General features: G+C 69.0%; 13 protein-coding genes. 7 read left to right on the plus strand and 6 right to left on the minus strand.

What is annotated here, in order from left to right; all coding sequences use genetic code 11:
• The 5 genes from QTN24_RS23415 to QTN24_RS23435 form a co-directional block, all read right to left on the minus strand.
• The gene (locus QTN24_RS23415) at positions 1–1182 is read right to left on the minus strand and encodes a cytochrome D1 domain-containing protein (RefSeq protein ID WP_409559078.1); all 1182 of its coding nucleotides are present in this window, start codon (positions 1180–1182) and stop codon (positions 1–3) included.
• Positions 1179–1538: a cytochrome c gene (locus QTN24_RS23420; protein ID WP_313840049.1), complete on the minus strand. Its 360-nt coding sequence runs from the start codon at positions 1536–1538 to the stop codon at positions 1179–1181. The genes QTN24_RS23415 and QTN24_RS23420 overlap by 4 nt, the downstream gene beginning before the upstream one ends.
• Before the next feature lie 69 nt (positions 1539–1607).
• Positions 1608–1913 (minus strand): c-type cytochrome, encoded by a 306-nt coding sequence (locus QTN24_RS23425; protein ID WP_124683161.1) that lies wholly within the window; start codon positions 1911–1913, stop codon positions 1608–1610.
• A 65-nt stretch (positions 1914–1978) separates the two neighbouring features.
• On the minus strand, positions 1979–3610 hold the full coding sequence (locus QTN24_RS23430) for a cytochrome D1 domain-containing protein (RefSeq protein WP_409559079.1): 1632 nt from the start codon (positions 3608–3610) through the stop codon (positions 1979–1981).
• A gap of 435 nt (positions 3611–4045) precedes the next feature.
• Positions 4046–5176, minus strand: a complete 1131-nt coding sequence (locus QTN24_RS23435) for an MltA domain-containing protein (protein ID WP_313840050.1) — start codon at positions 5174–5176, stop codon at positions 4046–4048.
• A gap of 79 nt (positions 5177–5255) precedes the next feature.
• Here QTN24_RS23435 and QTN24_RS23440 point away from each other — a divergent pair, with 79 nt between their 5' ends.
• Positions 5256–5453, plus strand: a complete 198-nt coding sequence (locus tag QTN24_RS23440; protein WP_124683158.1) for a hypothetical protein — start codon at positions 5256–5258, stop codon at positions 5451–5453.
• Positions 5454–5479: 26 nt separating this feature from the next.
• Here QTN24_RS23440 and apaG read toward each other — a convergent pair whose 3' ends face one another.
• The gene (apaG, locus tag QTN24_RS23445) at positions 5480–5854 is read right to left on the minus strand and encodes a Co2+/Mg2+ efflux protein ApaG (RefSeq protein WP_124683157.1); all 375 of its coding nucleotides are present in this window, start codon (positions 5852–5854) and stop codon (positions 5480–5482) included.
• Between the two features lie 209 nt (positions 5855–6063).
• On the opposite strand from apaG, the gene rpe reads away from it, so the two are divergent.
• From rpe to trpC, 6 genes are all read left to right on the plus strand, one after another.
• Positions 6064–6765: a ribulose-phosphate 3-epimerase gene (gene rpe / locus QTN24_RS23450; RefSeq protein ID WP_124683156.1), complete on the plus strand. Its 702-nt coding sequence runs from the start codon at positions 6064–6066 to the stop codon at positions 6763–6765.
• A 10-nt stretch (positions 6766–6775) separates the two neighbouring features.
• Complete coding sequence (gene gph, locus QTN24_RS23455) at positions 6776–7516, plus strand: phosphoglycolate phosphatase (protein WP_124683155.1); 741 nt, start codon at positions 6776–6778, stop codon at positions 7514–7516.
• A gap of 486 nt (positions 7517–8002) precedes the next feature.
• Positions 8003–9532: an anthranilate synthase component I gene (trpE, locus tag QTN24_RS23460; RefSeq protein WP_313840051.1), complete on the plus strand. Its 1530-nt coding sequence runs from the start codon at positions 8003–8005 to the stop codon at positions 9530–9532.
• 18 nt (positions 9533–9550) lie between these two features.
• The gene (locus tag QTN24_RS23465) at positions 9551–10120 is read left to right on the plus strand and encodes an aminodeoxychorismate/anthranilate synthase component II (protein ID WP_313840052.1); all 570 of its coding nucleotides are present in this window, start codon (positions 9551–9553) and stop codon (positions 10118–10120) included.
• A 56-nt stretch (positions 10121–10176) separates the two neighbouring features.
• Complete coding sequence (trpD, locus tag QTN24_RS23470) at positions 10177–11205, plus strand: anthranilate phosphoribosyltransferase (protein WP_124683152.1); 1029 nt, start codon at positions 10177–10179, stop codon at positions 11203–11205.
• A gap of 6 nt (positions 11206–11211) precedes the next feature.
• The gene (gene trpC / locus QTN24_RS23475; RefSeq protein ID WP_124683151.1) at positions 11212–12015 is read left to right on the plus strand and encodes an indole-3-glycerol phosphate synthase TrpC; all 804 of its coding nucleotides are present in this window, start codon (positions 11212–11214) and stop codon (positions 12013–12015) included.
• The last annotated feature ends 5 nt before the right edge of the window (positions 12016–12020 follow it).

The following is a 12020-nucleotide window of genomic DNA, read 5'->3' on the forward strand; positions in this document are numbered from 1 at the left end:
TCACATGCCGAAGCGCTGCGCGCGCGCCGTGAAGAAGATGCCGCTGGGCTGCTCGGCCGGCAGGGTGGCAATGCGCCGCAGCGTGGCCGTGTCGTAGACCTCCACGCGGTTGTCGTCGCGGCACGACAGCCACAGCGCCTCGCCCTTGGGCGTGAATTCCATGTGCAGCACGCCCCGGCACGGCGTCATCGTCCTGACCACCTGCCGCGTGGCGGTGTCGACGACCTGCACCGTGTCGTTGCGCGGAAACGCAAAGTTGACCCATACCTGCCGCCCGTCGGGCCGCGCCATCGCGAACACGGGCTGGCCGGCCACGGCCACGCGCGCCTGCTCCTGCCAGTCGCGCGCGGGGTCTGCCACCAGCAGTTCATGGCGGCCGATGGCCGGCAGCCACGCCTGGCCCTGCGCCATCGCCCAGCCGCGCAGGTGCGGCATCTTGTACACCGGCAGCGGGGCCTGGCCGCGCCCGTAGCCGGCCAGCACGCGCCGCGCGGCGGGCGGCGTCTGCCACAGGTCGACCAGCGACAGGCCGTCCTCGCCGAACAGGCCGGCCAGGTACCAGCGGCCGTCGGGCGTCACCAGCCCGTCGTACGGCTCGCGGCCGGCCGGCAGCCGGGTCACCGCGGGCTGGCGCGGGTTGGTGGCGTCGATGATCCATATCTCGCCCGATTCGAACAGGCTCGCGGCCAGCCGCTGGCCCGGCAGGTCGGCCAGCCCGACCACCTTCGAGCGCCGGCCGTCGCGCCCGATGGCCGGGATGTCGGCCAGCAACTCCAGCGTCCCGGCATCGAACAGCTTGATGCCGCCGGGCGCGTAGTTCTGCGCGGCCACGACCTTGCCGTCCTGCAGCACCGCGCCGCCGATGCTGTTGCCGGCCTGCTTCACGCGATGGGTGATGCGCTGCGCCAGCAGGTCCAGCCGCGTCAGGCCGCCGTCGCGCCCGAACACGTAGGCATGGCGGCCGTCGCGCGCAAACACCACGCTCGCGTGCGACAGGTCGCCCAGCCCGTCGATGGCGCCAAGCCGCGTCATGCCCGTGGTTTCCACGATCTGCACCCGGCCGCTGGCCCGCTCGATCACGACGCCAAGGTCGCCGGTGCCGCGCACCGACGCCTCCGGCAGGCCGGTACAGGCCGCGGCCAGCCACGCCGCGCCCACGGCCACCGCCGCGCGCCGGGTCAGTCGGCCCAGGCGCTGCCAGACGGTGCGGGGGTCACGGGGGGCGGCTTGCCCGCCTGGAGTCGATCGATCAGCCATTGCGCTTCTTCCTGCGTCATGAACGGTTGCCATGGCGGCATTGCGGTGCCGGGCCGGCCGTGCAGCACGGTGGCCACCAGCCCGTCGCGCGGCTTGCCGGCCAGCGCCTGCGCCGTCAGCGGCGAGCCAAGCCCGCCCTGCAGCGTCATGCCGTGGCAGGCGCCGCAGTCGTCGCGCAGCCAGCGGGCAAGCTGCGCCTGGCGCGCCGCCGGGGGCTCGGCCGCAGCGGCCTGCGCCGGCGCGCCCGCCGTGGCAAGCAGGCCGGCCAGCGCCAGGGGCATCACGAAATACCGGGCCATGGTCCGTGGGGATGGGAGGGTCAGGGGATCAGGGGGTCAGGGGTCAGGCAATCAGAGGGCCAGCACCCACTTGGCCAGCGCGCTGGCATCGGCCTCGCTGATCGCGTTGGGCGGCATCGGGATCGGGCCCCAGGTGCCGCTGCTGCCCTTGACGATGCTTTGCGACAGCTTGGCGGCGGCGCCCTTGTCGCCCTTGTACTTGGCGGCCACGTCCTTGAACGCGGGGCCCACCAGCTTCTTGTCGACGCCATGGCACGCCATGCAGTTCTTGGCCTTGGCCAGGTCAGCGCTGGCGTGGGCGGCGACGGGCAGCACGGCGGCCATGACCATGGCGCCGAGCACAGTTGCGGGATGCATAGAGATTCTCCTGAAGGGATGGGGGACGGCGCGGCCAGCGCCGGAGCGTCGGCCGCGCCCTGACGTCAATAGACGTCGTGCTGGGTGTTATGGGTGTTGAACTTGCCGGTCGGGGTGATCAGGCGCGGGTCCTTGATGACGGCCTTGAGCTTGCGCGTCCGGTCGTCGACCACCACCAGCGCGGACTCCTGGTCCTTGGTGCCCCAGACCGAGAACCAGACCTCGTCGCCGGCCTTGTTGTACTCGGCCTGCACCACGCGCTTGGCGCCGTCGCCCTTGAGGTTGGCCCACTGGGCAATCGGCAGCACCTCGAAGCCGGCGTCCAGCTTGCGCGTATCGAACACGGCCACCGACTGGTTCAGCTTGGCATCGGGGTGGAACGGCGTATCGACCCAGAGGTTGCGCGACGTCGGATGCGTCTTGATGAACAGCGACCCGCCGCCCTGGCCCTTGAGCGTCTGCACCACCTTCCAGGCGTGGGCCTTGTGCCTGACCGGGTCCGTGCCGATCAGGCTGACCGTTTCGTCGCCCAGGTGGCTGGTGGCCCAGACCGGGCCGAACTTCGGATGGACGAAGTTGGCGCCCCGGCCCGGGTGCGGCGTCTTGCCGACGTCCACCAGCGCGGCCAGCCGGTCTTCCTTGGTGTCGACCACGGCGATCTTGTCCGACGCATTGGCCGCCACCAGGAAGTAGCGGCCCGTGGAATCGAACCCGCCGTCATGCAGGAACTTGGCCGCGTCGATGGTCGTGGTCTTCAGGTTCTTGAGGTCCGAGTAGTCGACCATCAGGATCTTGCCGGTCTCCTTGGCATTGATGACGAATTCGGGTCGGAAGTGGCTGGCCACGATGGACGCCACGCGCGGCTCGGGGTGGTACTCGTTGTCGACGGTCATGCCCCGCGTGGACACCACCTTGAGTGGCTTGAGCGTGTCGCCTTCCATGATTACGTACTGCGGCGGCCAGTAGGAGCCGGCCACCGCGTAGCGGTCCTCGTAGCCCTTGTACTTCGACGTCTCCACCGAGCGCGCCTCCAGGCCGATCTTGACCTCGGCCACGTTGTCGGGCTTGGGCATCCACAGGTCGATCAGGTTCAGCCGCGCGTCGCGCCCGATCACGTACAGGTAGCGCCCGGACGCCGACATGCGCGAGATATGCACCGCGTAGCCGGTCTTGACGATGTTGATGATCTGCTTGGAATCGCCGTCGATCAGCGCCACCTCGCCAGAATCGCGCAGCGTCACCGAGAACAGGTTGTCGAGGTTGTAGTTATTCATCTTGCGCGTCGGCCGCTTGGCCACGGGCACGATGTCCTTGCGCGATTTCTCGATGTCGGCCAGCGAGAATTCAGGCGGCGTGGGCGGCTCCAGCTGGACGTAGCGGGCCATCAGGTCCACCTCGGCGTCGGACAGGTCGCCCGACGTGCCCCAGTTCGGCATGCCGGCCGGGCTGCCGTACTTGATGAAGGTCTTCAGGTATTCGGTGCCGCGCGCCCGCGTGATGTCTGGCGTCAGCGCCTTGCCCGTGGCGCCCTTGCGCAGCACGCCGTGGCAACCGGCGCAGCGCTCGAAGTAGATCTGTCGGGCATGGTTGAATTCATCGGCGCTCAACGCCGGCACCGGCTGCGCCGGCGGGGCGGTGTCCGCGTGGCCATGGGCCATCCAGACGAGGAGCGGCAAGGCCGCCAGCGCGGGGAACATCCTGGGTGTCGCCTTCATGTCTCTGCTCAGCGAGAGTGGGGAATGCGGTGGCGTGCTCTGGCACGTCGGATGTGCCCATCATCGTGAAATTGCGATGGCCGGGGATTGATGGCAGTCAAGCCGCGCAGAGTTCACACGGAACTCGTTCGGGCAGTTACCTCACAGCGTGACGGAATGGCGCTGGCGCGTTGGAGAAACGCAAATGGAGGACGCGGGAAGGGGAAAGACCTTGCGGGGGGAGAGGGTATGGGGGGCGGTAGCGCGATCGCGGACGTCGCTCCCCTCTCCCACCTGTGGGAGAGGGGTTGGGGGAGAGGGCATGGCGGCTCTGCTTGCCGACCCGCGCGGATTGCACCGCCGGCCCTCTCCCCCGGCCCCTCTCCCGCGCTGCGGGAGAGGGGAGCAAACCGACAAGACAAACAGACCAGCCTTCCGTCAACTCTTCGGCATCAGCACCCACATGCGGCCACCCTGCTTCATGCGGCCGGCCGTCTCTCCGGCGGCGTCGCCGGCGCCCCAGAAGAAGTCGGCGCGCACGCCGCCCTTGATGGCGGAGCCGGTGTCCTGGGCGAACATCAGGCGCTGGATCGGTTCGGTGGACAGCGGGCGCGTGGTCGACAGGAACACGGGCACGCCCAGCGGGATCGTGGCCGGGTCCACGGCGATCGAGCGTTCGGCGGTCAGCGGCACGCCCAGCGCGCCTACCGGGCCGTCGTTGTTGGGCGGCAGTTCGCGGAAGAACACGAAGCGCGGATTCACGTTGAGCATTTCCTCCACGCGCGCCGGGTTGTTGCGCGCCCACGCCTTGATGCCCTGCATGGTCGCCTGGGCCGGCGTGATCTCGCCGCGGTCGAGCAGCCATTTGCCGAACGATCGGAACGGCTGGTCGTTGGTGCCCCCAAAGCCCACGCGCATGATCGTGCCGTCGGGCAGCCGGATGCGGCCCGAGCCCTGGATCTGCAGGAAGGCCGCCTCCACCGCGTCGTCCACGTAGACGATCTCGTTGCCGCGCATCGCCGGCATCTGCAGCAGCTCGCCGCGCGCCGGCAACGCGCCGCGCAACTGCGGCGGGCGGCGGTACAGCGGCACCTGGTACGGGCCCTGGCGCGTGCGCGAACCGTGCAGGATCGGCTCGTAGTAGCCGGTGATCAGGCCGCTGTCGGTGCCGTCGGTGTTGACCACGCGGTACGGCTGGAAGTGGGTCTCGAAGTAGGTGCGCATGGCGACGAGGTCGCCGGCGTCGACCATCAGGCCCACCGCGCACACGCGGTTCCACTCCGGCTTCTTCTTCAGCGCCTGGCAACTGGCTTGCAGCGCCGGCCAGGCCGCGCGGACGTCGTCCTGGCTCCAGCCGCCGATTTCGGTCCAGGCGGCTGGTTGCAGCCGGCCCGCCGCGGGCGACGTGGAAGGCGCCGGGGTGGTGCCGGCCGTGCTGCCGGGCTGCACCCGCACCGGGCCGCCGCTCATGCAGCCGGCCAGCAGGGCCGCGCCCAGCGTGGCGGCGGCCAGCCCCAGCCAGCCGGACAGGCGCGCGCCAGGCGCACGCAGGGAATACTGATATGCCATCTCGTTCGTTCTATGCCTACAATCTCAACCGATCCGTCGACTGCCCGCCGCGTCCGGCGCGGGCGCCCCCAAAATCGCGATGAGCCAGTTCTTCGAAAACCACCCCACCCTGCTGCTGGCCGCCGAGGCCGGCGTGGCGCTGTTGCTGCTGATCTTCATCGTGGTCTGGACGATGGGCACGGCGCGCAAGCATCCGCGGCCCACGCGCGCCCCTGAAGACCACCCGTCGCGCACCGGCCAGGCCCCGCAGGACACCGACCGGGCGCCGGACGCCTAGGTTCCCGGCCAGCCCGCGCCGGGCCGTCAATGGAGCATGCGCGGCAGCACCAGCGCGAATTCCGGAATCGGCACCTCGAAGCGGTGCCCGTCCTCGGCCACGCAGAAGTACTCGCCCTTCATCGACCCGACCGGCGTCGAGATCGTCGCCCAGCTCGAATACTCGAAGTGCTCGCCCGGCTTGAGCAGCGGCTGGTGGCCCACCACGCCCAGCCCCGCCACTTCCTGCGTGGCGTTGTCGCTGTCCGTGATAATCCAGTGGCGCGAGATCAGCTGCGCGGCCACCTCGCCGGTGTTGTGGATGGTGATAGTGTAGGCAAACGCGTAGCGCCCGCGGTCGGGGTCCGACTGGTCGGCCATGTACTGGGTGCGCACGGCCACGGAAAAAGCGTACTCGCTCATTGTTCGACGGATGAGGATGGTCGGCAGGCCGGCGCCCGCCCATGGGGGCGCGGCCGGGTGTGTCGCATTGTGCGTCAAGCCCCGGGCAGCGGCAAGCGGGCGCGTTGTCGGCGCCGGCCGGGCCAACCGGCGTAAAATACGCGCCAATCTCGCGGATCGACCCCGCATCCGCCGCCTTCAGAGCCCCACTTTCGCGCCAGAGCCCTGCCATGAGCCAGCCCACCTACCGCATCGCCCCGTCCATCCTGTCCGCCGACTTCGCCCGCCTGGGCGAGGAAGTGCGCCGCGTCACCGAGGCCGGCGCCGACTGGATCCACTTCGACGTGATGGACAACCACTACGTGCCCAACCTGACCGTGGGCCCGCTGGTCTGCGAGGCCATCCGCCCGCACGTGACGGCCCCGATCGACGTGCACCTGATGGTGCGCCCGGTGGACCGCATCATCCCGGACTTTGCCAAGGCCGGCGCCAACATCATCACGTTCCACCCGGAAGCCAGCGACCACATCGACCGCTCGCTGGCGCTGATCCGCGACAACGGCTGCCAGGCCGGGCTGGTGTTCAACCCCGCCACGCCGCTGCACCACCTGGACCACGTGATGGACCGCCTGGACGTGATCCTGCTGATGAGCGTCAACCCGGGCTTCGGCGGCCAGTCGTTCATCCCCGAGACGCTGAACAAGCTGCGCGCCGTGCGCGCCCGGATCGACGCCTACACGGCCCGCACCGGCCGCCAGATCCTGCTGGAGGTGGACGGCGGCGTGAAGCCGGACAACATCGCCGAGATCGCCGCCGCGGGCGCCGACACCTTCGTGGCCGGATCGGCCGTGTTCGGCAAGCCGGATGCCGACGGCGGCTACCGCGGCATCATCCAGACGTTCCGCGACAAGCTCGCGACGGTCGGCCAGTAAGGACGGCCAGATGACGACGGAAATCCTGCGCCGCACCGACTGGCGCGGCATCGAGGCGGTCATCGTCGACCTGGACGGCACCATGGTCGACACCGCCGGCGACTTCCACGCGGCCGTCAACGCGATGCTGCTGGCGCTGGCGCACCAGCATCCTGACCTGGGGCCGGTCCAGCCGATGTCGGCCGGGGAGATCGTCGGCTTCGTCGGCAAGGGGTCGGAAAACCTGATCCGCCGCGTGCTGGACGCCCGCTTCAGCCCACTGCACGCCAACGGCCTGTTTGCCGATGCCTACGCGCTGTACGACCGCGAGTACGTGCGCATCAACGGCCAGTTCTCGGACGTGTACCCCAACGTGCGCGAGGGCCTGGCGGCGCTCAAGCGGCTTGGACTGCGCATGGCGTGCGTGACCAACAAGCCCTGGAACTTCACCGAGCCGCTGCTGGCCAAGACCGGCCTGGCGCAGTATTTCGAGCTGGTCTACGGCGGCGACGCCTTTGCGCTGCGCAAGCCCGACCCCTATCCGCTGCTGCGGGTGGCCGAGGCGTTCCGGGTGGAGCCGTCGGCCGTGCTGGCCATCGGCGACTCGGAAAACGACGCCCGCGCGGCGCGCGCGGCGGGCATGGGTGTGCTGCTGATGCCCTATGGCTACAACCATGGGAACCCTGTACAAGGCGTCGACGCCGATGGTATAGTCGCCGACATTGCCCGCGTGGCGGCCCTGCTTGCCGACCACCGGCCAATTCCCCGCTGACTTCCAGCAGAACACTTTTCAATGTTCCTCAACCGCAAACGCAACTTTTTTGGCAGTGATCGGCAGGCCTGGCCCTGGCGTCGCTGGCGCGCCTCTGAACAGGCGTAAAGTGCGTTCGCGAGTTTCCTGACGGGCTTGCCGGGGCACCCGATCCGCGCGGTCTTCCGCCGATCCCCCGCCCCCCAAGCTCCGCCGGACCGGTCCAGGCTTCCTGTCGACCGGCCTCCCCGGCAGATCCTTCCGCCAGCGCCGTAGTTCCGGTTGCTCCCGCTTGCGCCTGTGCTACGGTTAGCCTCGAGAACGCACCACGCGCCACCCGGCCGTGTGCTGCCCTGCCCCAATTGCGCGTGTGCACCACGGTCCGCCCCAACGAACGGGCCGGGGCGGGTTGACGCAGGTTGTCCCCCGCCTCATGCCGACGTCCATCATGGTGCCGCCCCGACCCGACCGCACTGGCCGGCGCCGCAGAGCAAGAAGAGGATCGACATGACCGAACTGGAATTCAAATCGCTGGCCGACCAGGGCTACAACCGCATTCCGATCATCGCCGAGGCGCTGGCCGACCTGGAAACGCCGCTGTCGCTGTACCTGAAGCTGGCCCAGTCGCAGACGCGCGGCGTGAACACGTTCCTGCTGGAATCGGTGGTCGGCGGCGAGCGCTTTGGCCGCTACTCGTTCATCGGCCTGCACGCCCGCACGCTGATCCGCGCCTACGGCCAGCGCGCCGATGTGGTGACCGACGGCAAGGTCGTGGAAACCCACGAAGGCAACCCGCTGGACTTCATCGCCGCGTTCGAGACCCGCTTCAAGGTGGCGCTGCGCCCGGGCCTGCCGCGCTTCTGCGGCGGCCTGGCCGGGTACTTCGGCTACGACGCCGTGCGCTACATCGAGAAGAAGCTGGCCGACACACAGATGCCCGACGACCTGGGCCTGCCCGACATCCAGCTGCTGCTGTGCGAGGAACTGGCGGTCATCGACAACCTGTCCGGCAAGCTGTACCTGATTGTCTACGCCGACCCGACCCTGCCCGAAGCCTACTCCCGCGCCCGCCAGCGCCTGCGCGAGCTGCGCATGAAGCTGCGCCAGCCGGTGGACGTGCCCGTGACGAGCCCGTCGGTGCAGACCGAGGTCTACCGCGAATTCGCCAAGGCCGACTACCTGGCCGCCGTACACAAGGCCAAGGAATACATCATGGCCGGCGACATGATGCAGGTGCAGATCGGCCAGCGCCTGGTGAAGCCGTACCGCGACTCGCCGCTGTCGCTGTACCGCGCGCTGCGGTCGCTGAACCCGTCGCCGTACATGTATTTCTACAATTTTGGCGATTTCCAGGTGGTGGGCGCCTCGCCAGAGATCCTGGTGCGGCAGGAAACCCGCAAGGTGGGCGCCGCCGGGGCCGGCAACGGCGAGCCGGACACGGCCCGCATCGTCACCATCCGCCCGCTGGCCGGCACCCGCCCGCGCGGCAGCACGCCCGAGCGCGACGCCCAGCTGGCCACCGAGCTGCTGAACGACCCGAAGGAGATTGCCGAGCACGTGATGCTGATCGACCTGGCGCGCAACGACATCGGCCGCATTGCCGAGACCGGCTCGGTCAAGGTCACCGACAAGATGGTGATCGAGAAGTACTCGCACGTGCAGCACATCGTCAGCTCCGTGGAAGGCACGCTGCGCGACGGCATGACCAACCTCGACGTGCTGCGCGCCACGTTTCCGGCCGGCACGCTGTCGGGCGCGCCCAAGGTGCATGCGATGGAGATCATCGACGAGCTGGAGCCGCGCAAGCGCGGCATCTACGGCGGCGCGGTGGGCTACCTGTCGTTCGGCGGCGAGATGGACCTGGCCATCGCCATCCGCACCGGCGTGATCAAGGACGGCAACCTCTACGTGCAGGCCGCCGCCGGCATCGTCGCGGACTCCGACCCCGAGGCCGAATGGAAGGAAACCGAGGCGAAGGCGCGCGCCGTGATCCGCGCCGCGGAGCAGGTCCAGGACGGCCTGGACGCCGACCTCTGAGCCCCCGGGAGAGATGACATGCTGCTGATGATCGACAACTACGACTCGTTCACCTACAACCTCGTCCAGTACTTCGGGGAACTCGGCGCCGACGTGCGCACCTACCGCAACGACGAGATCACGATCGACCAGATCGAGGAACTGAACCCGGACCACATCTGTGTGTCGCCCGGCCCGTGCAGCCCGCGCGAGGCCGGCATCTCCGTGGAAGTGCTCAAGCACTTCGCCGGCCGCAAGCCGCTGCTGGGCGTGTGCCTGGGCCACCAGGCCATCGGCGAGGCGTTCGGCGGCAAGGTGATCCGCGCCAAGCAGGTGATGCACGGCAAGGTCAGCACGATCGAGACCACCCAGTCGGGCGTGTTCGCCGACCTGCCGAAGCACTTCGACGTGACGCGCTATCATTCGCTGGCCATCGAGCGCGAGACGCTGCCCGACTGCCTGGAAGTCACGGCCTGGACGCCGGACGGCGAGATCATGGGGGTGCGCCACAAGACGCTGAACGTCGAGGGCGTGCAGTTCCACCCGGAATCGATCCTGTCCGAGCACGGCCACGCGCTGCTGGCCAATTTCATCAAGGCGCCGCGATGAGGCGCGCCGACTTTACCGCCTACGCCGCCCCCGCCCCCGACACCAAAGAATCCGCCATGTCCATCACGCCCCAGGAAGCGCTGACCCGCTGCATCGAGCACCGCGAGATCTTTCACGACGAGATGCTGCACCTGATGCGGCAGATCATGCAGGCCCAGATCAGCCCCGTGATGGCCGCGGCCATCCTGACCGGGCTGCGCGTGAAGAAGGAGACGATTGGCGAGATCTCGGCGGCGGCCCAGGTCATGCGCGAGTTTGCCAACCACGTGACCGTGGCCGACCGCGAGCACTTTGTCGACATCGTCGGCACCGGCGGCGACGGCTCGCACACGTTCAATATCTCCACGGCGTCGATGTTCGTGGCGGCCGCCGCCGGCGCCAAGATCGCCAAGCACGGCAACCGTGGCGTTTCGTCCAAATCGGGCAGCGCCGACGTGCTGGAGGCGCTTGGCGTGAACATCATGCTGACGCCGGACCAGGTGGGCGAATGCATCGCGCAGACCGGCATCGGCTTCATGTTCGCGCCCACCCACCATCCGGCCATGAAGAACGTGGCGCCGATCCGCAAGGAAATGGGCGTGCGGACGATCTTCAACATCCTGGGCCCGCTGACCAACCCGGCCGACGCCCCGAACATCCTGATGGGCGTGTTCCACCCTGACCTCGTGGGCATCCAGGTGCGCGTGATGCAGCGGCTGGGCGCCCGGCACGCCATCGTGGTCTACGGCAAGGATGGCATGGACGAGGTGTCGCTGGGCGCCGCCACGCTGGTCGGCGAGCTCAAGGACGGCGAGGTGCGCGAGTACGAGATCCATCCCGAGGACTTTGGCCTGTCGATGATCTCGAACCGGGGCCTGAAGGTGGCCGATGCGGCCGAATCGAAGGAGATGCTGCTCGAAGCGCTGGACAACGTGCCGGGCACGCCGCGCGAGATCGTCTCGCTGAACGCCGGCACGGCGCTCTACGCGGCCAACGTCGCCAGCTCCATCGAGGACGGCATCGCCCGCGCCCGCGAGGCCATCGCCAGCGGCGCCGCCCGCCAGAAGCTGGACCAGTTCGTGCGCGCCACGCAGCAATTCAAGTAAATCGCCATGTCAGACATTCTTGAGAAGATTCTGGCCGTCAAGGCCGACGAAGTGAACGCGGCGCGCAAGCAGCGCGACCTGCCCAGCCTGCGTGCCGAGGCCGAAAGCCTGCGCACCGAGCCCGGCCTGGCCCCGCGCGGCTTTGCCCAGGCGCTGCGCGCCAAGATCGCCGCCGGCCACGCCGGGGTGATCGCCGAGGTCAAGAAGGCGTCGCCGTCCAAGGGCGTGCTGCGCGAGCACTTCGTGCCGGAGGCCATCGCCGAGAGCTACGCGTCGCACGGCGCGGCCTGCCTGTCGGTGCTGACCGACGTCCATTTCTTCCAGGGCCATGCCGACTACCTGAAGCGCGCCCGCGCCGCCTGCGACCTGCCGGCGCTGCGCAAGGACTTCATGATGGACCTGTACCAGGTCTACGAGGCCCGCACCTGGGGCGCCGACTGCATCCTGCTGATCGTGGCCGCGCTGGACCACGGTCTGATGGCCGAGCTGGAAGCCTGCGCGCTGGAACTTGGCATGGACGTGCTCGTGGAAGTGCATGGCGCCGACGAACTGGACGCCGCGCTGAAGCTCAAGACGCCGCTGGTGGGCGTGAACAACCGCAACCTGCGCACCTTCGAGGTGTCGCTGGACAACACGCTGGACCTGCTGCCGCGCATGCCGGCCGACCGCCTGGTGGTGACCGAATCGGGCATCCTGGGCCCGGCCGACGTGCAGCGCATGCGCGACGCCAACGTCCACGCCTTCCTGGTGGGCGAGGCGTTCATGCGCGCGCCCGAGCCCGGCGTGGAACTGGCGCGCCTGTTCGGCTGACTGAA

Origin of the sequence: Cupriavidus sp. SZY C1, assembly GCF_032190535.1 — a bacterium.
GTDB lineage: Bacteria > Pseudomonadota > Gammaproteobacteria > Burkholderiales > Burkholderiaceae > Cupriavidus > Cupriavidus pauculus_C.

What these genes read in the sequence shown, in the direction of transcription:
- trpE (WP_313840051.1), top strand. Translation starts at nt 8,003, where the DNA reads ATGACCGAACTGGAATTCAAATCGCTGGCCGACCAGGGCTACAACCGC.
- QTN24_RS23425 (WP_124683161.1), bottom strand. Translation starts at nt 1,913, where the DNA reads ATGCATCCCGCAACTGTGCTCGGCGCCATGGTCATGGCCGCCGTGCTG.
- gph (WP_124683155.1), top strand. Translation starts at nt 6,776, where the DNA reads ATGACGACGGAAATCCTGCGCCGCACCGACTGGCGCGGCATCGAGGCG.
- apaG (WP_124683157.1), bottom strand. Translation starts at nt 5,854, where the DNA reads ATGAGCGAGTACGCTTTTTCCGTGGCCGTGCGCACCCAGTACATGGCC.
- rpe (WP_124683156.1), top strand. Translation starts at nt 6,064, where the DNA reads ATGAGCCAGCCCACCTACCGCATCGCCCCGTCCATCCTGTCCGCCGAC.
- QTN24_RS23465 (WP_313840052.1), top strand. Translation starts at nt 9,551, where the DNA reads ATGCTGCTGATGATCGACAACTACGACTCGTTCACCTACAACCTCGTC.
- QTN24_RS23435 (WP_313840050.1), bottom strand. Translation starts at nt 5,176, where the DNA reads ATGGCATATCAGTATTCCCTGCGTGCGCCTGGCGCGCGCCTGTCCGGC.
- QTN24_RS23440 (WP_124683158.1), top strand. Translation starts at nt 5,256, where the DNA reads ATGAGCCAGTTCTTCGAAAACCACCCCACCCTGCTGCTGGCCGCCGAG.
- trpD (WP_124683152.1), top strand. Translation starts at nt 10,177, where the DNA reads ATGTCCATCACGCCCCAGGAAGCGCTGACCCGCTGCATCGAGCACCGC.
- QTN24_RS23430 (WP_409559079.1), bottom strand. Translation starts at nt 3,610, where the DNA reads ATGTTCCCCGCGCTGGCGGCCTTGCCGCTCCTCGTCTGGATGGCCCAT.
- QTN24_RS23420 (WP_313840049.1), bottom strand. Translation starts at nt 1,538, where the DNA reads ATGCCCCTGGCGCTGGCCGGCCTGCTTGCCACGGCGGGCGCGCCGGCG.
- trpC (WP_124683151.1), top strand. Translation starts at nt 11,212, where the DNA reads ATGTCAGACATTCTTGAGAAGATTCTGGCCGTCAAGGCCGACGAAGTG.